General features: G+C 72.1%; 17 protein-coding genes and 1 pseudogene. 8 read left to right on the top strand and 10 right to left on the bottom strand.

Features of this window, described 5'->3' with window-relative positions:
* Window positions 1-2: 2 nt before the first annotated feature.
* The 4 genes from AB9M23_RS12955 to AB9M23_RS12940 all read right to left on the bottom strand — a co-directional run bounded on the left by AB9M23_RS12955 (window position 3) and on the right by AB9M23_RS12940 (window position 5,583).
* Window positions 3-1,163 (bottom strand): efflux RND transporter periplasmic adaptor subunit, encoded by a 1,161-nt coding sequence (locus AB9M23_RS12955; protein WP_372424971.1) that lies wholly within the window; start codon window positions 1,161-1,163, stop codon window positions 3-5.
* A 64-nt stretch (window positions 1,164-1,227) separates the two neighbouring features.
* Window positions 1,228-1,665, bottom strand: coding sequence for a universal stress protein (locus AB9M23_RS12950; protein ID WP_372424970.1), 438 nt, complete (start codon window positions 1,663-1,665; stop codon window positions 1,228-1,230).
* A 35-nt stretch (window positions 1,666-1,700) separates the two neighbouring features.
* Window positions 1,701-4,466 carry a TRAP transporter permease gene (locus AB9M23_RS12945; RefSeq protein ID WP_372424969.1) on the bottom strand — a complete coding sequence of 922 codons (2,766 nt, stop codon included), beginning with the start codon at window positions 4,464-4,466 and terminating at the stop codon, window positions 1,701-1,703.
* 127 nt (window positions 4,467-4,593) lie between these two features.
* Window positions 4,594-5,583: a TAXI family TRAP transporter solute-binding subunit gene (locus AB9M23_RS12940; RefSeq protein WP_372424968.1), complete on the bottom strand. Its 990-nt coding sequence runs from the start codon at window positions 5,581-5,583 to the stop codon at window positions 4,594-4,596.
* 273 nt (window positions 5,584-5,856) lie between these two features.
* Here AB9M23_RS12940 and AB9M23_RS12935 point away from each other — a divergent pair, with 273 nt between their 5' ends.
* The 7 genes from AB9M23_RS12935 (at window position 5,857) to rnhA (ending at window position 12,872) form a co-directional block, all read left to right on the top strand.
* The gene (locus tag AB9M23_RS12935) at window positions 5,857-6,615 is read left to right on the top strand and encodes an SDR family oxidoreductase (RefSeq protein ID WP_372424967.1); all 759 of its coding nucleotides are present in this window, start codon (window positions 5,857-5,859) and stop codon (window positions 6,613-6,615) included.
* 46 nt (window positions 6,616-6,661) lie between these two features.
* Window positions 6,662-7,645, top strand: a complete 984-nt coding sequence (gene denD, locus AB9M23_RS12930) for a D-erythronate dehydrogenase (protein WP_372424966.1) — start codon at window positions 6,662-6,664, stop codon at window positions 7,643-7,645.
* Window positions 7,646-7,922: 277 nt separating this feature from the next.
* Entirely contained in the window at window positions 7,923-8,450 is a 528-nt protein-coding gene (locus AB9M23_RS12925) for a putative pterin-binding protein (protein ID WP_372424965.1), read from the top strand.
* Window positions 8,451-8,454: 4 nt separating this feature from the next.
* Entirely contained in the window at window positions 8,455-10,434 is a 1,980-nt protein-coding gene (locus tag AB9M23_RS12920; protein WP_372424964.1) for a putative bifunctional diguanylate cyclase/phosphodiesterase, read from the top strand.
* A gap of 55 nt (window positions 10,435-10,489) precedes the next feature.
* Window positions 10,490-11,449 carry a 4-hydroxy-3-methylbut-2-enyl diphosphate reductase gene (gene ispH, locus AB9M23_RS12915; RefSeq protein ID WP_372424963.1) on the top strand — a complete coding sequence of 320 codons (960 nt, stop codon included), beginning with the start codon at window positions 10,490-10,492 and terminating at the stop codon, window positions 11,447-11,449.
* Window positions 11,450-11,451: 2 nt separating this feature from the next.
* The gene (locus AB9M23_RS12910; RefSeq protein WP_372424962.1) at window positions 11,452-12,417 is read left to right on the top strand and encodes a homoserine kinase; all 966 of its coding nucleotides are present in this window, start codon (window positions 11,452-11,454) and stop codon (window positions 12,415-12,417) included.
* Complete coding sequence (gene rnhA, locus AB9M23_RS12905; protein ID WP_372424961.1) at window positions 12,414-12,872, top strand: ribonuclease HI; 459 nt, start codon at window positions 12,414-12,416, stop codon at window positions 12,870-12,872. The genes AB9M23_RS12910 and rnhA overlap by 4 nt, the downstream gene beginning before the upstream one ends.
* Here rnhA and AB9M23_RS12900 read toward each other — a convergent pair whose 3' ends face one another.
* The 4 genes from AB9M23_RS12900 to AB9M23_RS12885 all read right to left on the bottom strand — a co-directional run bounded on the left by AB9M23_RS12900 (window position 12,873) and on the right by AB9M23_RS12885 (window position 16,466).
* Window positions 12,873-13,454, bottom strand: a complete 582-nt coding sequence (locus tag AB9M23_RS12900; RefSeq protein ID WP_372424960.1) for a winged helix DNA-binding protein — start codon at window positions 13,452-13,454, stop codon at window positions 12,873-12,875. It abuts the gene before it with no gap.
* A complete protein-coding gene (locus AB9M23_RS12895) occupies window positions 13,451-14,752 on the bottom strand; it encodes a TRAP transporter large permease (RefSeq protein WP_372424959.1) in 1,302 nt (433 codons plus the stop codon). Before AB9M23_RS12895 ends, AB9M23_RS12900 begins: the two co-directional genes overlap by 4 nt.
* Before the next feature lie 3 nt (window positions 14,753-14,755).
* Window positions 14,756-15,313: a TRAP transporter small permease gene (locus AB9M23_RS12890; protein ID WP_372424958.1), complete on the bottom strand. Its 558-nt coding sequence runs from the start codon at window positions 15,311-15,313 to the stop codon at window positions 14,756-14,758.
* 178 nt (window positions 15,314-15,491) lie between these two features.
* Complete coding sequence (locus AB9M23_RS12885; protein ID WP_372424957.1) at window positions 15,492-16,466, bottom strand: TRAP transporter substrate-binding protein; 975 nt, start codon at window positions 16,464-16,466, stop codon at window positions 15,492-15,494.
* A gap of 203 nt (window positions 16,467-16,669) precedes the next feature.
* Here AB9M23_RS12885 and AB9M23_RS12880 point away from each other — a divergent pair, with 203 nt between their 5' ends.
* The gene (locus tag AB9M23_RS12880; RefSeq protein ID WP_372424956.1) at window positions 16,670-20,332 is read left to right on the top strand and encodes a hydantoinase B/oxoprolinase family protein; all 3,663 of its coding nucleotides are present in this window, start codon (window positions 16,670-16,672) and stop codon (window positions 20,330-20,332) included.
* 25 nt (window positions 20,333-20,357) lie between these two features.
* Here the strand turns inward: AB9M23_RS12880 and AB9M23_RS12875 are convergent, their stop codons facing one another.
* Together AB9M23_RS12875 and AB9M23_RS12870 are read right to left on the bottom strand one after the other, a co-directional pair.
* A complete protein-coding gene (locus AB9M23_RS12875) occupies window positions 20,358-21,191 on the bottom strand; it encodes a cyclase family protein (protein ID WP_372424955.1) in 834 nt (277 codons plus the stop codon).
* A gap of 83 nt (window positions 21,192-21,274) precedes the next feature.
* A pseudogene (locus AB9M23_RS12870) lies at window positions 21,275-21,457 on the bottom strand (cupin domain-containing protein); the annotation flags it as partial.
* Window positions 21,458-21,645 lie beyond the last annotated feature (188 nt).

The raw sequence follows: 21,645 nt of genomic DNA, 5'->3' as shown, positions 1-21,645 counted from the left end.
GATCAGCTCCGCTGGCCGCCGGGGGAGGTGGCGCCGGGCACGACCTCCTCGGCGATCTCGACCTCGGCCCCGTCGCGCAGGCGCTGGACGCCCTCGAGCACGACCTGCTCACCCGCCGAAAGCGGCGCCTCCACGAGGACGACGCCCTCCGCCCGGCCGGCGAGCGCGACGCGCACCTGCGTCACCGCACCGTTCGCGACGCGCCAGACGTACGGCCCTTCCCGGTCCCATTGCAGCGCCTGGGCGGGCACCGCGACGCGGGCGGCGCCGGGGAAGGCGAGGGTGACGGTGAAGCTCATGCCCGGCCGCAGCCGGTCGTCGCCGTTGGCGATCTCCGCGCGCACGGGAAGCGCGCGGCTGTCGGGATCGACGCGGCTGTCGATCTCGGCGACCGTCGCGGGGAAGGTCTCGCCCGGATACGCTGCGGTTTGGGCGAGGACCGTGTCGCCGCGCGCGACGCGGGCGGCGAGCCGCTCGGGCACGGGGAAGCGCACGAGGATGCGGCCGCGGTCGTCGAGCGCCGCGACGGGCGTCTGCGTCGACACGCGCTGGCCGATCTCCACCTGGGACAGGCCGAGGCGCCCGGCGAAGGGCGCATCGAGCGTGCGGCGCTCGAGCGCCAGCTCGGCGGCGGCGACCTGGGTGCGCGCCTCGGCCAGCGCCGCCTGCGCCTCCTCCAGCTGTACGGCGGAGGCGGAGCGGCTCTCGGCGAGGCTCTGCAGGCGCGCGGCGCGATCGCGGGCGAGATCGGCGGCGATGGTGGCGCGCTCCAGCGCGATGCGCTGCTCGCGGTCGTCCAGCGACAGGAGCGGCGCGCCGGCCTCGACCCGGTCCCCGGGCGCGAACAGCACGGCGCGGACGAGGCCGTCGTCGGGGGCGAAGAGCGTGACGGACCGCGCCGCCTCGGCGGTGCCGATGACGTCGAGGCGCGTCTCCTCGCGCGACTGCGCGACCGAGCCCACCACGACGCGGCTCGGCCCGAAGCCGCCGCGGCGGGCCGCGCCGGCCGCCGGATCCGGCCCGGTCTCGGCCACGGGCAGGCCGACGCGCGCGGCGAGTTCGACGATCGCCGTCGGCGCGGTCGCCGGCGACAGCGTCGCCCATCCCGCGAGAGCGCCCACGACGAGCAGCATCGCGACGAGCGCTTGCTTCCAGAGTGCCATGAAACTCCCGCCTCGCAGCGCGACCGATGGGCGATGGGCCCGCTCGCGCCGAGCGACATCTATGTCACGCCGGCGCGGGCCGCACCACCAGTACGGACGTTCTCGCGTGCCGGACCACTCGGGCGGCATTGGGGCCGAGGAGATAATCCTCGAGCTCGGGTCGGTGGGCGGACATCACCACGAGATCCGCCTTCGTCTCCTGCGCCCAATGCAGAATCTCGCGGTAGATGCCGCCGTGGCCGACGATGGTCCGGTGCGGGATCTCGGCGGGGATCGCCGCGGCGGTGAAGGCGTTCAATTCCTCGTGAGCGCGCGCGAGCGCCTGCTTCTCGAATCCCTCCGGGAAGAAGCCTCCGACGAGCGCCATGCCGAAGTCGGGCACGACGTTGAGCACGTGGATCGTCGCGCCGAAGGCGCGCGCGTATTCCACCACCGTATCGACGGCGCGCTGCTCGGCTTCCCTGTGGCCGAGATCCACCGCGAGCAGGATGTTCCGGTACATCGTCGCACCTCCTTCGAGCTGTCGCTCCCGCGCCGTCAGGCGCGCACCCCCTCGCCTCCGGCCGCGGAGGTCGTCCCGCGCCCGTGCTTCGCCTCGTCGTCCTGCCGCTTCGCGCGCCGCGTCTGCGCGAGCCAGACGAGCCCGAACAGCAGCGCCGCCGGCAGGTAGGACCAGGCCCGCGCCGGCTGCTCCACGGGCACCTCGACGGCGGTGATCACGACCGCGTTGTCGGGATCGTAGAAGTCGAGGTGGCCGAGCGTGCGCCCGCCCGGGCTCCGGGGGTCGAACGGCTCCTCCAGGAGCACGCGCTCGCCCTCGATCAGGTAGACGAGGCCCGTCGCCTGCTCGAGCCGCGTCGCCGGGTCGAGGTCGGCGCCCGGCAGCGTGAAGGCGAGGGTGCGCTGCTCGACCTGGAGGTCGGAGAAGCGCGGGCCCGAGACGCCGAGACGGACGATCCCGCCCTCGGGCGTCGCCGCGATAGCGTCCTCGATCTGCGTCGCCGGAAGCGGCTCGTAGGGCGGCACGATCTGGTCGATCAGGAAGCCCGGGCGCAGCAGCAGGAAGGCGACGAGGAGGAGCGCCACCGTCTCCCAGACGCGGCTCTTGACGAGGAAGTAGGCCTGCGTCGCCGCGGCGAAGACGAGCATCGCCGCCGTCGCCTTGACGAAGACCCAGATCCCCTGGGCCCAGCCGACGTCGATCAGCAGCAGATCGGTATTGAACACGAAGATGAACGGCAGGAGCACGGTGCGGAAGCTGTAGAAGAACGCCGTGAAGCCGGTCTTCAGCGGATCGCCCCGCGACACCGCCGCCGCGGCGAACGACGCGAGCCCGACGGGTGGCGTCACGTCCGCCATGATGCCGAAGTAGAACACGAACAGGTGCGCGGCGATCAGCGGGATGATGATCCCGTTCGCCTGGCCCAGCTCGACGATGACCGGGGCCATCAGCGTCGCCACGACGATGTAGTTCGCCGTCGTCGGCAGGCCCATGCCGAGCACGAGCGAGATCAGCGCCGTGAAGACGAGGATGAGGAGGATGTTGCCGCCGGAGATGAACTCCACGAACTCGGCCATCACCTGCCCGACGCCGGTGAGCGTCACGGTGCCGACGATGATCCCGGCGGTGGCCGTGGCGCAGGCGATGCCGATCATGTTGCGCGAGCCGAGGATGAGGCCCTGCGTCAGGTCGGCGAGGCCCTCCCGCGCGGCTGCGATCACCTGCGCGCCCCGCATCCGGCGAAATAGCGCCTTGAGCGGCTTCTGGGTGACCAGGATGACGAGGAGCAGCATGACCGCGTAGAACGCCGAGAGGCCCGGCGAGCGCTTCTCGACCATCAGGAACCAGACCAGCACGACGATCGGCAGGATGTAGTGCAGGCCGGTCTTGAGCACCTCGGTGGCGATCGGCAGCTCGATCACCGGGGCGTCGGGATCGTCGATCTCGAGGTCCGGCCCCTTCGAGGCGAGCCAGATCAGCGCGACGTAGACGGCGCCGACGATCGCGAGCAGGACCGGCGTCGAGACGTCCGGCAGGACGGCCTGCACGCCGCGGATGCCGAAATAGACGAGCCCGGCGAGGATCAGGATCGAGGCGATGGTGATGCCCGCCCGCAGGAGCGCCGTCGGCAGCGGATGGACCACGCGCTTGGGCAGGGCCGGCATCGCGTTCTTGAGCGCCTCGAGATGCACGAGGTAGAGCAGCGCGATGTAGGAGATCACCGCCGGCAGGAAGGCGTGGGTGATCACCGCCGTGTAGGAGATGCCGACGTACTCGACCATCAGGAAGGCGGCGGCGCCCATGACCGGGGGCATGATCTGCCCGTTGACCGAGGACGCCACCTCCACCGACCCCGCCTTCTCCGCGGAGAACCCCACGCGCTTCATCAGCGGGATGGTGAAGGTGCCCGTCGTCACGACGTTGGCGATGGAGGAGCCCGAGATCACCCCGGTCATCATCGAGGACAGGACGGCGGCCTTCGCCGGCCCGCCCCGCAAGTGCCCGAGCAGGGCGAAGGCCAGCTTGATGAAGAAGTTCCCCGCGCCCGCCTTGTCGAGCAGCGAGCCGAACAGCACGAAGAGGAAGACGAAGCTCGCCGAGACACCGAGCGCCACCCCGAACACGCCCCCGGAGGTCAGCCACATCTGGTCCATCGCCCGCGAGAACGAGGCACCCCCCCATTGCAGGATGTCCGGCACGAACGGCGACGAGCCGAAGAAGACGTAGAGCAGGAACACGATCGCCACGATGGCGAGCGGCGGGCCGAGCGCGCGGCGCGTCGCTTCGAGCAGGAGCACGAGACCGAGGCCCGCGACGACGAGGTCCTGCGTGATCGACAGACCCGGACGGTTGGAGAGCTCGCGGTAGAAGACGAAGATGTAGAGCGCGCAGGCCGCGGCCGCGGCGGCGAGGATCAGGTCGAGGACGGGGATCCGGTCGCGCGGCGAGCGCGAGAGGGCGGGATAGGCGCAGTAGGCCAGGAACAGCGCGAAACCGAGATGGATCGGGCGGATCTGCGCATCGTTCAGGACGAGCGGGAGCCCGGTCAGCCGCGAGAGCACGAAGGGGAGAGGGGAGGCGATGTAGAGCTGGAACAGCGCCCAGGCCAGCGCCACGGCCGTGACGGCGATGCCGACGACGCCGTGCGGGTTTCGCGCGCCGGTGTCCGTCTTCGCGACGAGGTCGTCGAGCTCGCTCCTGCTCGGGCCGCCCTGTCTCGCGCCGCCCTGTCTCGCGCCGCCCTGTCTCGCGCCGCTCGCTGTCGCGGGGCTCTCCGTCGCGGGCCGGGTCTCGTCGGTCATCGTTTCGCTCGCGCTCGCGGCTCCTCCGCGAGGCTAGCCGTCGCGGGCGCCGTCGGGAAGCGTCTCCCGCCGGGGCGGCGGGAGACCGCGGGGCCGGCGCGCCCGCTCGGGGCGCGCCGGCCGCGTGTCACTGCATCCAGCCGCGCTCGCGGTAGTAGCGCTCGGCGCCCGGATGGAGCGGCGCCGACAGGCCGGCCTCGATCATCGTCTCGGGCTCGAGGTTGGCCAGCGCCGGATGCAGGCCGATGAAGCTGTCGAAATTGTCGAACACGGACTTCACCAGCGTGTACACCGCCTCTTCCGGAACCTCGGCGGAGGCCACGAACGTCGCGCCGACGCCGAAGGTCGTCGTCGTATCGTCGGTGCCGCGATACATGCCGCCGGGGATCTCCGCCGTGAAGTAGAAGGGGAATTCCTCGACGAGGGCGTCCACCTCCGGCCCGGTCACGTCCACGAGGACCGCGTCGCAGGACGAGGCCGCCTCCTGGATGGAGCCGTTCGGATGCCCGACGCTGTAGACGAAGGCGTCGACGTTGTTGTCGCACAGCGCCTGGGCCTGCTCGGCCGGGGCGAGCTCGGATGCGAGCGCGAAGGTGCCGGCCGTCCAGCCCTTGCGCTCCATCAGGATGTCCATGAGGGCGCGCTGGCCGGAGCCCGGGTTGCCGATGTTGACGCGCTTGCCCTCGAGGTCGTCGAAGCCGGCGATGCCCGCACCGGCCCGCGCGACGAGGGTGAACGGCTCCGGGTGCAGCGAGAAGACCGCCCGCAGGTTCTCCTGCGCGCCCTGCTCCGCGAAGCGGCCTTCCCCGTTGAAGGCCTGGTACTGCACGTCGGACTGGACCACGCCGAAGTCCAGGTCCCCCCCGCGGATGGCGTTGACGTTGAAGACCGAGCCGCCGGTCGATTCGACCGAGCAGCGGATGCCGTGGTCGCGGCGGGTCTGGTTCATCAGGCGACAGATCGCGCCGCCGACGGGGTAGTAGACGCCGGTGACGCCGCCGGTCCCGATCGAGACGAATTGCTGCTGCTGGGCGATGGCGCCGGTCGAGGCGCCGCCGAGCGCCAGCGCCATCGTGGCGGCGGCCAGCGTCGACTTCAGGGCGAATTGTGCGTGCATGTTCTCGTGTCTCCGTCTGTTCGAGGGAACGACACGCCCGCGTGGTAGGCGTTTTCGTCGTTTTGTCCACGCCCGGCAGTCTTAGCCCATACCTCCGTCGCTTGCCAAGGCGGACGCTCTCCAAGGCTCCGCTTGCTCCTCGCCCCTCGGCACCCGCCCGGGCTCCCGCCCGCGCGGGTGCGAAGACGCGGGAGGGCGGCTTGCCGGCTTTCGCCCACGCTCCGGCGCGCTACAGTGCGGGCGAGAGCGGCGGGACGCACCGGGGAGGGCGCGATGGCGGGACGGCTGGAGGGGAAGGTCGCGCTGGTGACGGCGGCGGGGCAGGGGATCGGGCGCGCCATCGCGGCGGCCTTCGCGGCGGAGGGCGCAGTCCTCCTCGCCACGACGCTGCACCCGGAGGATCTCGACGGCCTGCCCGCGGCGCGGCGGATCGGCCTCGACGTGACCTCCACCGCGGCGGTCGACGCGCTCGCCGCGCAGGTGACGCGCGATCTCGGCGGCATCGACGTGCTCGTCAACTGCGCCGGCTACGTGGCGCACGGCTCCGTCCTCGACTGCGATGAGGAGGCGTGGGACCTCTCCTTCGACCTCAACGTCAAGTCCATGCACCGCACGATCAAGGCCTTCCTGCCGGGCATGCTGGCGCGCGGCGGCGGCTCGATCGTCAACATCTCCTCGGGTGCCTCCTCGCTGAAGGGCGCGCCGGCGCGCTACGCCTACGGCGCCACCAAGGCGGCGGTGATCGGGCTCACCAAGGCGGTGGCGATCGACTTCATTCGAGAGGGCGTGCGCTGCAACGCCATCTGCCCCGGCACGGTCCAGTCGCCCTCCCTCGACGGGCGCATCGCGGCGCTCGCCGCCCGCACCGGGCAGGACGAGGAGGCCGTGCGGGCGAGCTTCGTCGCGCGCCAGCCGATGGGCCGCATCGGCACGGCGGACGAGGTCGCCGCCGCGGCCGTCCACCTCGCCGGCGACGAGAGCGCCTTCACCACCGGCACCACCCTCGTCGTCGACGGCGGCTGGACGCTGTGATCGACCCTCGCACGTGATCGACCCTCGCACAGGAAACGCGACCCCCATGCACGTCCTCGTCACCGGCGCCGCCGGCATGATCGGCGCCAAGCTCGCCCGCCACCTCGTCGCCGACGGGCGCATCGGCGCGCGCGAGATCGCCCGCCTCACGCTCCACGACGTCGTCGATCCGCCGGTTCCCGCGGGCGCGGGCCTCCCCGTCGAGACGATCGCCGCCGACATCGGCGATCCCGCGACCGCGACGCGGCTCGTCGCGGACCGTCCGGACGTGATCGTGCATCTCGCCGCGATCGTCTCGGGGGAGGCGGAGGCCGATTTCGAGAAGGGCTACCGCATCAACCTCGACGGCGGACGCGCGCTCTTCGAGGCGGTGCGGGCGCACGGCGAGGGCTATCGGCCGCGCGTGGTCTTCGCCTCCTCCGTCGCCGTGTTCGGCGCGCCGCTGCCGGAGCCGGTGCCGGAGGACCACGCGCTCACCCCGCTGACGAGCTACGGCACCCAGAAGGCGATCTGCGAATTGCTGCTGGCCGACTACACCCGCCGCGGCATCCTCGACGGCGTCGGCATTCGCCTGCCGACCATCTGCGTGCGGCCGGGGCGGCCGAACAAGGCGGCGTCGGGCTTCTTCTCGAGCATCGTCCGCGAGCCGCTCGTGGGCGAGGAGGCGGTGCTGCCCGTCTCCGACGACGTGCGCCATTGGCACGCCTCGCCGCGCGCGGCGGTGGGCTTCCTCCTGCACGCGGCCGCCCTCGACGGCGCGGCGATCGGCCCGCACCGCACGCTCGACATGCCGGGCGTCGCGGTGACGGTCGGCGAGCAGATCGAGGCGCTGCGGCGCGTCGCGGGCGACGCCGCCGTCGCCCGCATCCGCCGCGAGCCCGATCCGGCGATCGCCCGCATCATCGCCGGCTGGCCCCGCGCCTTCGCCCCGACGCGCGCGCTCGCGCTGGGCTTCCGGGCGGAGGACAGCTTCGACGAGATCATCCGCGTCCACGTCGAGGACGAGCTCGGCGGGCGGATCGCCGGATGAGGCGAAGCGCGGTGAGGCGGTGCGGCGCGCCGATCGCGCCGGCCCTCTTCGTCGTCCGGACGTGGTATGCTCGAGGCGCATGGCTCGTGTGCGCGGCCGGCGGCGGGCGCGGTCGAGTTGCGGCGTGCGCGCACCGGCGACCCTGAGCCGCCGCGGCTTCCCGGGGATGCGCGACTCGTCCCGGCTTCCGCTGCGTGATCCGCTTAAGCTCTTCGTCATTCCCCTTCGGTATGGCTCGTATCCACCGAGCCGCCCAGGCGGACCCGAGGAGAAAGCCGTGCCGCGCATACCCGTTCTCGTCGCAGCGACCGTCGCCGCGGTCCTCCAGCTCGCCCCGGCCACGGCCGCCGACGGCGCGTCGCGTGTCGCCGCCTCGGACGGCGCGCGTGCCGAGACCCGCGCCGAGACCCCCGAGATCCGCATCGGCCCTCCCGCCTCCGGCCGCACGGTGTCGATCGCCGACATCGAGCGTCTGCCGATGCACGAGGTGCCGGGCGGGCTGTCGATGGACCGCGAGGGCACGCACTTCCGGGGGCCTCTCCTCGCCGACGTCCTCGCGCTGATCGGGGCCGACGGCGAAGACGCGGTCACGCTCCGCGGCGCCGACGGTTACGGCGCGCGCATCCCACGGGAGGACTGGGAGCGCTGGCCGCTCGTCCTGGCGACGCGCGTCGACGGCGCGCCGCTCGGTGTCCGCGCACGCGGGCCGGCCCGCCTGCTCTATCCCGTGCACCTCCACCCCGAGCTCGACGACCGGATCTACATCGACAGGAGCGTCTGGCTCATCGCCGAGATCGAGTGGTGAGGGCATGCGGGTCCTTCGCCGCCTGCGCTTCGTGCTGGGGGACCGGGGCGGTCCGCTGGTCGGCACGCTGATCCTGTTCGCGGGCGTGATCGCGACCCTCGTCGCGATCTGGGGCGCGGGCAGCATCAAGCGTGGCGAGATCGACCTCGGCCAGTACATGGTCCGGCACCTGCGCTACACCTATGCCGAGATCGTCGCGCTCGAGGGCCTCCTCGCCACGGCGGCGACGACGCCGGGCGATCCCCGCGCGCACGCGGTGGTCGCGGACGCGGCGGACCGGTTCTACGTGCGTCTCGACATGCTGGATTCACTGAGCCGCGGCCCGATGACGGACCCGGGCACCGTCTTCGCGCCGCTCGCGCGGGATCTGATGGCCGGGCTCGACGCCCTCGTCGCTGCGGGCGCGCCGCTGGACGCGGGGCGCGTCGCCGCGACGCGCGACCTCGCCTCCGCGCTGGTCCGAGAGACGAACGACTACACGCGCGGAATCGAGACCCGCATCGACGAGGCCCTGCGCCGGCAGATCTCGGAGACGAACCGCGCCTGGGTCGGCGTCGTCGGCAGCGTCCTCATGCTCCTCGTGCTGTCGATCCTCTCGGTGGGACTGTTCAGCCGCAACCGCAGCATCGTCTCGCAGCTGCGCACGGCGAGCGGGCGCGACAGCCTCACCGGCACCGCCAACCGGCGCGGCTTCACGGAATGGGCGCGGCGCATGGAGGCGCAGGACGCGTCGCCGCACGCCGTGCTGATCCTGGACCTCGATCGCTTCAAGGCCGTCAACGATCGGCTCGGTCATCCCGCCGGCGACGCCATGCTGGAGGCCGCCTCGTCCTGGCTGCGCCGCGAGTTCGGCGAGGACGGCATCGTGGCGCGCTGGGGTGGCGACGAGTTCGTGGTCGCCGTGCCCCTCGGGCGCGGCGGCGTCGCCGACCTGCGCGCACGCCTGGACGCGCGACGGGCACGCCCGGTCACGGTCGACGTCGGCGGCGAGATCGTGCCGATCGCCTTCAGCTGCGGCATCGCCGTCTGGCCCGCCGACGCGCCCACGATCGAGGAGGCCATCACCTGCGCCGACGCCGCGCTCTACGCGGTCAAGGAGTCCGGTCGTGGCGCGACGATGCCGTTCGCCCCCGGCCTGATGACCAAGCGGCGGCGCGTCGAGGCGCTGCGCGACGGGCTCGCGCGGGCGCTCGCCGAGCACGAGCTCTTCCTCGAGTTCCAGCCGCAGGTCGACGTCCTGCGCGGCACGGTGGTCGCCGCCGAGGCGCTGGTGCGCTGGCGCTGCGGGCGCACGGGCCGGATCGTGCCCCCCGGCGAGTTCATCGCCATCGCCGAGCAGAGCGGCCAGATCGCGACCCTCGACCGGTTCGTGCTGGAGGAGGCCTGCCGCGCCGCCGCGCGCTGGCGCGAGGCCGGCCTCGCGCTGCGCGTCGCCGTCAATTTCTCGCCCCACGGCTTCCGCTCGGCGGTGCTCGCCCGCGAGGTGGCCGAGACGCTGGCGCGCTGGGGCCTCGCGCCGGAGGACCTCGAGATCGAGATCACCGAAGGCGTGCTGCTGGCCGAATGCGAGCAGGTCGGCGCGAGCCTCGCCGCGCTCTCGGCGATGGGCGTGCGCCTCGCGCTCGACGATTTCGGCACCGGCTACTCCAACATCGCCTACCTGGTGCGGCTCGAGCCCGACCTCCTCAAGATCGACCGGTCCTTCCTCGTCGAGGGCGACCCGGACACCCGCGCGAGCGTCCTCCAGGGCGTGCTGCGCCTCGCCGAGGCGCTCGGCGCGGAGACGCTCGTCGAAGGCATCGAGACGCCCGAGCAGCTGCGCTTCGCCACCGGCGCCGGGTGCAGCCTCGTGCAGGGCTTCCACTTCGCCCGCCCGATGGCCGCAGAGGCGATCCCCGGCTTCTGCCGCGACTTCGCGCAGCGAGCCCGCGCGGCCCGTACGGGCGCGCCGGCCGCGGGCGCGGCGGTGGCGCTCGCGTCCTGAGGCGCGCCCTCGCGCCGGCTTGACACGCGGCGCGTCTCGCCACAGACCGTACGCGATGACGAAGCCGCCTCTCGAGATCCTCCTGTGCGCCCCCCGCGGCTTCTGCGCGGGCGTGGTGCGCGCCATCGACGCCGTCGAGCAGGCGCTCGCCCAGCGCGGCGCGCCGGTCTACGTGCGCCACGAGATCGTGCACAACAAGTACGTCGTCGAGAGCCTGCGCAGGAAGGGCGCGATCTTCGTGCGCGAGCTCGACGAGATCCCGGACGGGGACGCGCCGGTGATCTTCTCCGCCCACGGCGTGCCGAAGTCGGTGCCCGACGAGGCGCTGCGCCGGCGCATGCACGCCATCGACGCGACCTGCCCGCTCGTCACCAAGGTGCATCGCGAGGCGCAGGTCCACGCGAAGAAGGGCCGCCACGTCCTGCTCGTCGGCCACGCCGGCCATCCCGAGGTCGTCGGCACGATGGGCCAGCTCCCCGCCGGCACGATCACGCTGATCGAATCGCTCGAGGACGTCGCCGCCTTCGCGCCGGCGGACGCGACGGCGCTCGCCTTCGTGACGCAGACGACGCTGTCGGTCGACGACACCCGCGAGATCGTGGAGGCGCTCAAGGCGCGCTTCCCCGCCATCGTCGGCCCGCACAAGGAGGACATCTGCTACGCGACCACCAATCGCCAGGAGGCGGTCAAGAAGGTCGCGCCTCAGGTGGACGCGCTCATCGTCGTGGGCTCGCCCAATTCCTCGAACTCGCAACGCCTGCGCGAGGTCGCCGAGCGCGCCGGCTGCAAGGTCGCCCGGCTCGCCAACCGCGCCGCGGAGATCGACTGGGAGGCGTTCTCCGGCATCCGCCGGCTCGGCATGACGGCGGGCGCGTCCGCGCCCGAGGTGCTGGTCGAGGAGATCATCGACGCCTTCGCCGAGCGCTACGACGTCTCGGTGGAGACCGTGACGACGGTGACCGAGGACGTGTTCTTCCCCCTGCCGCGCGGCCTGCGCGGCGAAGCCGCCGAATAGCCGTGGCGGTCTACACCGACGTGCCGGAGGAGGCGCTCGTCGCCTTCGTGGAGGGCTACGACATCGGCGCCGTGCTCTCCTTCAAGGGCATCGCGGAGGGCGTCGAGAACACGAACTACTTCCTCCACACGCAGGCCGGCTCCTACATCCTCACGCTCTACGAGAAGCGCGTGGCGGAGGCGGACCTGCCGTTCTTCCTCGGCCTGATGGAGCATCTCTCGACGCGCGGGATCGTCTGCCCGCTGCCGGTCCGCGACCGGCGCGGGGAGGCGCTCGGCCGCCTGGCGGGCCGCCCCGCCGCGATCGCGACGTTCCTCGAGGGCCTGTCGATCCGTCGGCCCTCGGCCAAGCGCTGCGGCGCGCTGGGCGAGGCGCTGGCACGGCTGCACGAGGCGGGACGCGACTTCCCGATCCGCCGCGCCAACGCACTCTCCCTGCCCGCCTGGCGCCCGCTCTTCGCGCAGGCGGAGGCGCAGGCGGACACGGTCGCCGCGGGCCTCGCCGCCCGCACGCGCGCCGAGCTCGACCACCTCGAGCGGCACTGGCCGGCGGGCCTGCCCGACGGCGTGATCCACGCGGATCTCTTCGTCGACAACGTCTTCTTCATCGGCGAGGCGGTGTCGGGCCTGATCGACTTCTACTTCGCCTGCAACGACCAGCTCGCCTACGATCTCGCCATCTGCCTCAACGCCTGGTGCTTCGAGCCGGACGGGTCCTTCAACGTCACCAAGAGCCGCGCGCTGATCGCGGGCTACGAGCGGGTGCGCCGCCTCGAGCCCGCCGAGGTGGCGGCGCTGCCGACGCTGTGCCGCGGTGCGGCGCTGCGCTTCCTGCTCACCCGCCTCGTCGACTGGCTCGACGTGCCGCCGGGTGCGCTGGTCAAGCCCAAGGATCCGCTCGAGTACGACCGCAAGCTCGCCCTCCACCGCCGCGCCGGGAGCGCCGCCGACTACGGGCTCGATCGATGACCGCCGAGACGACGGCCGGCGCGGGCGCGCCCCGCGTGACGATCTACACCGACGGGTCCTGCATCGGGAATCCCGGCCCCGGCGGCTGGGGAGCGCTGCTCCTCTTCGGCGAGCGCGAGAAGGAGCTCAACGGCGGCGAGGCGACGACGACCAACAACCGCATGGAGCTGATGGCCGCGATCCAGGCGCTGGAGGCCCTGAAGCGCCCCTGCACCGTCGACCTCTACACGGACAGCCAGTACGTCAGGAACGGCATCACCACCTGGCTCGCCGGCTGGAAGGCGAAAGGCTGGCGCACCGCCGCGAAGGCTCCCGTCAAGAACGAGGACCTCTGGCGCCGCCTCGACGAGGCACGTACCCGCCACGCCGTCAGCTGGCACTGGGTCAAGGGCCACGCCGACGACCCGCTCAACCACCGTGTGGACGCGCTGGCCAGGGCGGGCGTGCCGCGCTGATCATAGGCTCGCCGCCGCCCGCGCCGCCTGGTCGTAGTGCCCCGACAGCCCCCGCAGCATCGCCGCGAGCTCGGACAGCCGCGCCTCGTCGAGCGTCGTCGCCGCGAGCGGCTTCGTCAGCAGGGCGTCCCGGATCTCGCGGTAGCGCAGGCACATGGCCCGGCCCCGCTCGGTGATCTCCACGGTCTTCTCCTTGCCCGCGCGCCCGGAGGCGACGAGGCCCGCGGCCTCGAGCTTCTTCACGCCGTAGGAGACGAGGTGCGTGTCCTCGATCGAGAGAACGAGGCAGATGTCGGCGAGCTTCTTGGGGCGACCGCGATGGTTGACCGTGTGCAGGATGAGCACGTCGAGCGCCGAGACGTCCGGCACGCCCGCCGCCGCCATGCAGCGCACCATCCAGCGCTCGAAGGCGTGGCTGGCCAGGATCAGCCCGAATTCGAACTCGGAGAGCGCCGGCAGCCCGGTCTCGGCGAGATGGGCGGAGGAGACGACGGGGCCGACGCCTCGGGCGCCGGCTGCGGGTTCCTCGCCGGGGGCGGTCGTCGTGCGGGCGCGGCGGCGCATGGCGTCGTCTCCGCTCATTCGAGCATCGTCCGCGGCAGCCACAGCGCGATGTCGGGAAACAGCGCGAGCAGCAGCGCGGCGAAGCACATGATCAGGAAGAAGGGCGCGGTGTAGAGACCCAGGCGGAAGATGTCCCGCCCCGTCAGGGATTGCAGGACGTAGAGGTTGAAGCCCACCGGCGGGGTGATCTGCGCCATCTCCACGACGAGCACGATGAAGATGCCGAACCAGATCAGGTCGATCCCCGCCGCCGTGACGAGCGGCATGACGATAGAGGTGGTGAGCACCACGAGCGAGATGCCGTCGAGGAAGCAGCCCATGACGATGAAGAACAGCGTCAGGGCGAGCAGCAGCATCGCCTGCGAGAGGCCGAACGTCCCGATCCATTCCGCCAGCATCCGCGGAATGCCGGTGAAGCCCATCGCCGTGGTCAGGAAGGCGGCGCCCGCGAGGATGAAGGTGATCATGCACGAGGTCTTGGTCGCCGACAGGAGCGCCGTGCGGAAGGTGCCGAGGTTCAGCGTCCCCGCGCGCCAGGAGATGGCGAGCGCCAGGAACACGCCCACCGCCGCCGCCTCGGTCGCCGAGGCGAAGCCCGCGTAGATCGAGCCGATCACGCCGACGATGAGGAGGACGACCGGGGCGAGGCGCCGGAGCTTGGCGAGGCGCTGGCGCAGCGGCATGACCGGCTCGGGCGGAGGCATGCGGTGGCGGTTCAAGAGCGCCCAGACGACGACGTAGCCCATGAACAGCGCGGTCAGCATCAGCCCGGGCACGACGCCGGCGATGAAGAGCCGCGCCACCGACTGCTCGGTGGCGGTGGCGTAGACGATGAGGATGATCGAGGGCGGGATCATCAGCCCGATCGTGCCCGAGCCCGCGAGCGTGCCGATCGCCATCACCTCGGAATAGCCGCGCTTCTTCAGCTCGCCGAGCGAGATCCGCCCGATCGTGGCGCAGGTCGCGGCCGAAGAGCCGGAGACCGCGGCGAAGATCGTGCAGCCGAGCACGTTGACGTGCAGGAGCCGGCCCGGCAGGCGGGCGAGCCAGGGGGTGAGGCCCTCGAACATGTCCTCCGACAGGCGCGTGCGGAACAGGATGTCGCCCATCAGGATGAACATCGGCAGCGCCGTGAGGTCCCAGGAATTGAGCTGCTGCCACATCGCCGTCGCGAGGATCGCGCCCGGCGGCAGCGGCAGCGAGACGACGAGGGCGACGAAGCCGAGCGTCGCGAGCGCCACCGCGATCCAGACGCCGCAGGCGAGGATCGCGAACAGCACCGCGACGAGGAGGAGCATCAGGGTCGTCGGCTCCATGGCTCAGCCCTCCCGGCCCAGCGCGACCGCATCCTCGGCGGTGCGGAAGCTCGGGCGACCGGTCCTCAGCGTGCCCACGAACTCGTCGAGGAAAGCGATGGTCAGGAGCGCCGCGCCCAGGGTCATCGCCGCCTGCGGCCAGACGAGCGGCACCCGCACCAGGCCCGGCGAGACCTCTCCGAAGCGCCAGCTCTCCCAGGCGTAGCCCCCGATCGCCCAGGTGCCGAAACCCGCCGCGACCGCCCCGAAGGCGAGCGCCGCCGCCTCGATCGCCGTGCGCGCACGGGCGGGCAGGGCGTTGACGAGCATGGTGACGCGGATGTGCGCGCCGGCCTTGAGCGTCCCCGCCAGCGCGAGGAAGCTCGCCGCCGCGAACAGGTAGCCCGAGATCTCGGCGAGCGAGAGGATGACGAAGCCCGAGCGCGGCATGTCGAGCGCCTGGAGGAACGCGTCCCACACGCGCGCCACGACCTGGAGGCCGACGAGCGTCGCGATGACGAGGATGCACAGGGCCGACAGCCACAGGCCGGCGGCGTAGAGGAGATCGAGCGCGCGACGCATGCAGTCCTCCAGTCCCGACGTCGACGACGGCCGCCGACCCGTCATTGCACGGCCATCGCCCCGGACGAGCGGTCGACCAGCGCGGCGGGGCGGATGGGGCGAGCGGCGAACGGCTCGCCCCCTCCGGTCCGCTGCGGGACGCGGCCCCGCTCCCCCGTGGGGTGGTTTCGGCGGAGCCTCAGTTCGCGCGATAGGCCTGGAGCACCGCGGCCCCCGCGTCGCCGGCGCTCTGCGCCCACTCCTCGGCGATCTGCGCGCCGATCTCCTGGAAGCCGGTCGCGAGCCCCTCGGAGGGGGTGACGATCGTCATGCCGTTGTCGGCGAGCGTCCGCGTCGCGGCCGCGGTGTCGGCCTCCGACATCTCCCAGCCGCGGGCCTCCGCCGCCGCGGCGGCCTCGAGCAGCGCGGCGCGCACGCCGGGGTCGAGCCCCTCGAAGGCGGCGGTGTTCACGACGACCATGTTGCGTGGCAGCCAGGCCTGGGTGTCGTGGTAGTGCGAGACGAAGTCCCAGAAGGTCGAGTTCACACCCGTGGAGGGCGAGGTGATCGTCGCCTCGACACGGCCGGTGGCGAAGGCGGTCGGCAGGTCCGCGACCTCGACCTGGACCGGCGTGGCGCCCGACAGCTCGGCGATGCGCGCGGTGCCGGGATTGTAGGTGCGGAAGCGCAGGCCGCGCAGGTCCTCGATGGCGCCGATCTCCTGGCCGGCGTAGATGCCCTGCGGGGGCCACGGCACCGAGAACAGAAGCGTGAGGCCCTCCTGCGCGAGCGCCTCCTCGAGCGCCGGGCGCTGGGCCGCGTAGAGACGGCGCGCGTCCTCGTAGGACGTGGCGAGGAAGGGCACCGAGTCGAGCCCGTAGATCGGATTCTCGTTGGCGTGCAGCGAGATCAGCACCTCGCCGATCGGGACCACGCCGGAGCGCACGGTGCGCTTGATCTCGGGATGCTTGATCAGCGAGCCGGCGGAATGCACGGTGATGTCGAGCGCGCCGCCGGTCGCCTCGCGCACCGCGTCGGCGAACTCGGCGATGTTGACCGTGTGGAACGTCGCGTCCGGGTAGGGGGTCGGCATGTCCCAGCTCTGGGCCGAGGCCGCGCCGGCCACGACGGCCGACAGGGCGACGCCCGCGAAGACGCGTGCGAAGATGTTCATGGTGTCGCTCCCTTCTCGCCGCCGGCCGCGAGGCGCCGTGCGGCTCAACCGCGCATCCCTCGTTATCATGCGCATGCTGCAAGGGTGATCTGCGCTGAACACCGTGTCAATATCCTAACGTCAACTCATCGGAAAAATGTTGACGATTTGTCGATGTCGGCGATGATGACCCACGGGAACGGAGGAGCCGCGCCGCCGAGGCGATGCGCGCGGCCATCGAGGAGGCGACGATGAGCGGCGTGTGGGACTTCTGGATCGATCGCGGCGGCACCTTCACGGACGTCATCGCCCGCGATCCCGACGGGGGCCTCCATGCCCGCAAGCTCCTGTCGGAGAACCCGGACGTTTATCGCGACGCCGCCGTGCAGGGCATCCGCGACCATCTCGGGCTCGCCCGCGGCGAGCCGATCCCGGAAGGCACGATCGGCGAGGTGCGCATGGGCACCACGGTCGCGACCAACGCGCTGCTCGAGCGCAAGGGCGAGCGCACGCTGCTCCTCACCACGAGGGGCTTCCGCGACGCGCTGCGCATCGGCTACCAGGCCCGCGCCGACATCTTCGCCAAGGCCATCGTCAAGCCCGACGAGCTCTACGACGACGTCGTCGAGATCGACGAGCGCGTGCTGGCGGACGGCACCGTCGAGACGCCGCTCGACGAGGCGGGCGCCCGCGCCGCCCTGGAGCGGGCGCGGGAGGAGGGGCACCGCGCGCTCGCGATCGTGTTCATGCACGCCTACAGGCATCCCGACCACGAGCGCCGCGTCGCCGCGATGGCCCGCGCGATGGGCTTCGCGCAGGTCTCGGTCTCCCACGAGGTCTCGCCGCTGGTGAAGCTCGTCGGGCGCGGCGACACGACCGTGGTCGACGCCTACCTCTCGCCGATCCTGCGCCGCTACGTGGCGCAGGTGTCCGAGGAACTCGACGTCGCGCGCACCGGCGCGCGGCTGATGTTCATGATGTCGTCCGGCGGGCTCACCGCCGCCGAGCTCTTCCAGGGCAAGGACGCGATCCTGTCCGGCCCCGCCGGCGGGGTGGTGGGCCTCGCGGAGACCGGCCGCGCGGCCGGCTTCGGCAAGGTCATCGGCTTCGACATGGGCGGCACGTCGACCGACGTCGCCCATTTCGACGGCACCTACGAGCGCGCCTTCGAGACGGAGGTCGCGGGCGTGCGCATGCGCGCGCCGATGATGCTGATCCACACGGTGGCCGCCGGCGGCGGCTCGATGCTCAAGTGGGACGGCACGCGCTACCGCGTCGGGCCCGAATCCGCGGGCGCGCATCCCGGCCCGACCTGCTACCGCCGCGGCGGGCCGCTCGCGGTGACCGACGCCAACGTCATGGTGGGCAAGCTCCTGCCGGAGTTCTTCCCGCGGATCTTCGGCCCCGACGGCGACGCGCCCCTCGACGCCGATGCGGTGCGTGCGGCCTTCGCGGCGCTCGCCGCCGAGATCGGCGACGGGCGCTCTCCCGAGGAGGTGGCCGACGGCTTCCTGGAGATCGCGGTCGCGAACATGGCCGAGGCGATCAAGAAGATCTCGGTGCAGCGCGGCTACGACGTCACCCGCTACGCGCTCAACTGCTTCGGCGGCGCCGGCGGCCAGCACGCCTGCAAGGTCGCCGACGCGCTCGGCATGAAGACGGTGCTCGTGCACCCGCTCTCGGGCCTGCTCTCGGCCTACGGCATGGGGCTCGCCGACATCCGCGCCACGCGCCAGAGCGCCGTCGACGCCGCGCTCGACGCGGATGCCCCGCGGGCGCTCGGGGTGGCGGCGAAGCGCCTCGTCGACGAGGCGGTGGAGGAGCTGACCGGCCAGGGCGTGCCGCGCGACGACATCGCCGTGATCGTGCGCGCCCACGTGCGCTACGCCGGCACCGACACGCCGCTGCAGGTCGACGCGGCGACGCTCTCGGGCGACGCGCTCGACGCGCCGATCGCGCCGGCTTCGGCGGAGTCCATGCGGGCGGACTTCGAGGCGCGGCACGAGCGCCGCTTCGGCTTCGTCGACGAGGGCAAGGCGCTCGTGGTCGAGGCGGTGGAGATCGAGGCGGTCGGCGGCGGCGCGCAGTTCGCCGAGGCCGAGGGGCTCGCGACCGTCGAGGGCACGCCCGAGCCGGCGCGCCGCACGCGGATATTCTCGAAGGGCTGGCACGACGCGGGCGTCTACCTGCGCGAGGCGATCCGCCCGGGCCAGCGCATCCCGGGTCCCGCCATCGTCGTCGAGCCCAACCAGACCATCGTGGTCGAGGAGGGCTGGGAGGCGCGGCTGACCGAGAAGGACCACCTCGTCCTCGCCCGCGTCGAGGCGATGGCCACGCGCCATGCGGTCGGGACCGAGGCCGACCCGGTGATGCTGGAGATCTTCAACAACCTGTTCATGTCGATCGCCGAGCAGATGGGCGTGACGCTCCAGAACACGGCCTATTCCGTCAACATCAAGGAGCGGCTCGACTTCTCCTGCGCGGTCTTCGACGCGACCGGCAGCCTCGTCGCCAACGCCCCGCACATGCCGGTGCATCTCGGCTCGATGGACCGCTCGGTGGAGACGGTCATCCGGCAGAACCCGCAGATCCACCCGGGAGACGTCTTCGCGCTGAACGCCCCCTACAACGGCGGCACGCACCTGCCCGACATCACGGTGTGCACGCCGGTCTTCGACGCGGACGAGAAGACGATCCTGTTCTGGGTCGCCTCCCGCGGCCACCACGCCGACGTCGGCGGCGTGGCGCCCGGCTCGATGTCGCCGCGCGCGACGCACATCGAGGAGGAGGGCGTGTACATCGACAACTTCAAGCTCGTCGACCGCGGCCGCTTCCGCGAGGCGGAGCTGGTGGCGCTCCTCGAGGGCGCCAAGTACCCGGTGCGCAACGTCGTCCAGAACGTCAACGACCTCAAGGCGCAGATCGCGGCGAACGAGAAGGGCGTCGCCGAGCTCGAGAAGATGGTCGCGTCGTTCGGCCTCGACGTCGTCACCGCCTACATGGGGCACGTCCAGGACAACGCCGCCGAGAGCGTGCGCCGCCTGCTCGACCGCGTGAGGGACTGCTCGTTCGACTATCCGATGGACCAGGGTTGCGCCATCCGCGTCTCGATCACGGTCGACCGGGAGCGGCGCACGGCGCGGGTCGACTTCTCCGGCACCTCGCCGCAGCAGCCCGACAACTTCAACGCCCCCGCGCCGGTGACCCGAGCGGCGGTGCTCTACGTCTTCCGCGTGATGGTCGACGACGCGATCCCGATGAACGCCGGGTGCCTTCGGCCGATCGAGATCGTCGTCCCCGACGGCTCGATGCTCTCGCCGCGCTATCCGGCGGCGGTGGTGGCGGGCAATGTGGAGGTGAGCCAGGCGGTGACGAACTGCCTGTTCGGCGCGCTCCGGGCGATGGGCTCGTCCCAGGGCACGATGAACAACCTCACCTTCGGCAACGATACCTACCAGTACTACGAGACGATCTGCTCGGGCGCTCCCGCCGGCCCCGGCTGGAACGGGGTCGCGGGCGTGCATACGCACATGACGAACTCGCGCCTCACCGATCCGGAGATCCTGGAGCAGCGCTTCCCCGTGGTGCTCGAGGACTTCCACATCCGCGTGGGCTCGGGCGGCAAGGGCAGGTGGACGGCGGGCGACGGCACCTCGCGCACGATCCGCTTCCGCGAGCGGATGGACTGCGCGATCCTCGCCTCCCACCGCAAGGTGCGTCCCTTCGGCGCCGCCGGGGGCGAGCCGGGCGCGCTCGGCAGGACCCTGGTGCGCCGCCTCGACGGCCGCGTGGAGGAACTCGCGGGGAACGACCAGACGGTGCTGGAGGCGGGCGAGGCGGTCACCGTGATCACGCCGACGGGCGGGGGATACGGCACGGCGGAGTGATCCGCCGCGGGCGGCGCCGGAGCGATCAGGCGAAGGCCAGCACCCGCGCGGGGCCACCCGAGCCGCCACGGTGCTTCGGCGCGCCGAGGACGAGCGTCGCGCCCGCCGGCGGCAGCGCCTCGAGGTTCGCCACGCATTCGAGCCCCCAGCGGCCCTCGGGCAGCCAAGCGTAATGCGTGGCGAAGTCCGGCGAGGGGCCGTGGTCGAGGGAGAGCGTGTCCACCGCGATGCCGACGGCCGAGCTCTCCTCGAGCAGCATCCGCGCCGCCTCCACGTGGAAGCCTGGGAAGTGCATCGTGCCCTCGCCGTCGGCGTTGCGGAAGCGATCGTCGTCCACGTGCGCGCCCCAGCCCGACAGCATGGCGACGCAGCACCCCTCCGGCAGCGGCCCGTGCCGCGCGATCCACGCCTCGAGGTCGTCGGGCGTGACCTGCGCGTCCGCGTCCTGCGCCGCCTTCTCGCGGATGTCGACGATCGCGAGCGGGGCGACGAGGCTCGTGACGGGGATCTCGTCGACACTCGCGCCGTCCTGCGAGAAGTGAAGCGGCGCGTCGACGTGGGTGCCGGTGTGCTCGTTCACGCGCAGGACGTTGAGGTTGAACATGTGCTCAGCGTAATTGAACACGTTCTCGACGAAGAACTGCTGCTCGCCGAAGAAGGTCGGGAAGCCCTCGTGAAGCGTGTGCGTCAGGTCGACCGGCGCGCCCGCGATCTGCGCACGGGCGGGGCTCGTGCCGAGCGTCGCCGCGCCGGCGGACACCGCCGCGATCGCCGCCGCGCCGCCCGCCCCGCGGCGGAAGACGTCGCGGCGGCTCAGCATGCGGTCCTTGACCGCGTTGGTCACGCAGATGTCGCACATGATCGTCTCTCCCCTCGCACGCGGCCTCGCGCGTGAGCCGTTCGCATCGGGCAGGAGAGAGCTTAGCCGGGTGCGGCACCCCGTCAATCGTCGAAGATCGTCTCGGCGTCGGCGCGCTCGAAGCAGAGGTTGACCGTGCGCGTCGTCGCCCGCGTGCGATGGCGCACCCCCGCCGGCACGCGATGCGCCTGCCCCGGCCCGAGCACGATCGTCCCCTCGTCGAGATCGATCTCGAGCCGCCCCTCCACCACCACGAAGAGCTCGTCCGAGCGATGCGAGACCCGATCCTTCGTCGAGAATCGCGCGTCTACGCAACCGTAAAGGCGATGCTCCGCTCGCCCCGCGACCGCGCGGCCGCTTGCCGAAAGTTCACATCCGAACTACTCCTGGCCTTCGCCTTTCGTCGCATGAAGACGGTTCGCCCGAGAGCCGCCAGAGGAAACGCCAGAGACCT

The sequence above is a fragment of the Salinarimonas chemoclinalis genome (assembly GCF_041514305.1).
Classification (GTDB): domain Bacteria; phylum Pseudomonadota; class Alphaproteobacteria; order Rhizobiales; family Beijerinckiaceae; genus Salinarimonas; species Salinarimonas chemoclinalis.
Note: the sequence above shows the minus strand (reverse complement) of the source record. Positions and strands in the feature narration are given on the sequence as shown.

Excerpts from the sequence above, each read along its gene's own strand:
- AB9M23_RS12885 (WP_372424957.1), bottom strand. The coding sequence starts at position 16,466 with ATGAACATCTTCGCACGCGTCTTCGCGGGCGTCGCCCTGTCGGCCGTC.
- AB9M23_RS12900 (WP_372424960.1), bottom strand. The coding sequence starts at position 13,454 with ATGAGCGGAGACGACGCCATGCGCCGCCGCGCCCGCACGACGACCGCC.
- AB9M23_RS12955 (WP_372424971.1), bottom strand. The coding sequence starts at position 1,163 with ATGGCACTCTGGAAGCAAGCGCTCGTCGCGATGCTGCTCGTCGTGGGC.
- AB9M23_RS12935 (WP_372424967.1), top strand. The coding sequence starts at position 5,857 with ATGGCGGGACGGCTGGAGGGGAAGGTCGCGCTGGTGACGGCGGCGGGG.
- AB9M23_RS12920 (WP_372424964.1), top strand. The coding sequence starts at position 8,455 with ATGCGGGTCCTTCGCCGCCTGCGCTTCGTGCTGGGGGACCGGGGCGGT.
- AB9M23_RS12875 (WP_372424955.1), bottom strand. The coding sequence starts at position 21,191 with ATGTGCGACATCTGCGTGACCAACGCGGTCAAGGACCGCATGCTGAGC.
- AB9M23_RS12880 (WP_372424956.1), top strand. The coding sequence starts at position 16,670 with ATGCGCGCGGCCATCGAGGAGGCGACGATGAGCGGCGTGTGGGACTTC.
- AB9M23_RS12895 (WP_372424959.1), bottom strand. The coding sequence starts at position 14,752 with ATGGAGCCGACGACCCTGATGCTCCTCCTCGTCGCGGTGCTGTTCGCG.
- denD (WP_372424966.1), top strand. The coding sequence starts at position 6,662 with ATGCACGTCCTCGTCACCGGCGCCGCCGGCATGATCGGCGCCAAGCTC.
- AB9M23_RS12890 (WP_372424958.1), bottom strand. The coding sequence starts at position 15,313 with ATGCGTCGCGCGCTCGATCTCCTCTACGCCGCCGGCCTGTGGCTGTCG.
- AB9M23_RS12950 (WP_372424970.1), bottom strand. The coding sequence starts at position 1,665 with ATGTACCGGAACATCCTGCTCGCGGTGGATCTCGGCCACAGGGAAGCC.
- AB9M23_RS12945 (WP_372424969.1), bottom strand. The coding sequence starts at position 4,466 with ATGACCGACGAGACCCGGCCCGCGACGGAGAGCCCCGCGACAGCGAGC.
- AB9M23_RS12940 (WP_372424968.1), bottom strand. The coding sequence starts at position 5,583 with ATGCACGCACAATTCGCCCTGAAGTCGACGCTGGCCGCCGCCACGATG.
- ispH (WP_372424963.1), top strand. The coding sequence starts at position 10,490 with ATGACGAAGCCGCCTCTCGAGATCCTCCTGTGCGCCCCCCGCGGCTTC.
- rnhA (WP_372424961.1), top strand. The coding sequence starts at position 12,414 with ATGACCGCCGAGACGACGGCCGGCGCGGGCGCGCCCCGCGTGACGATC.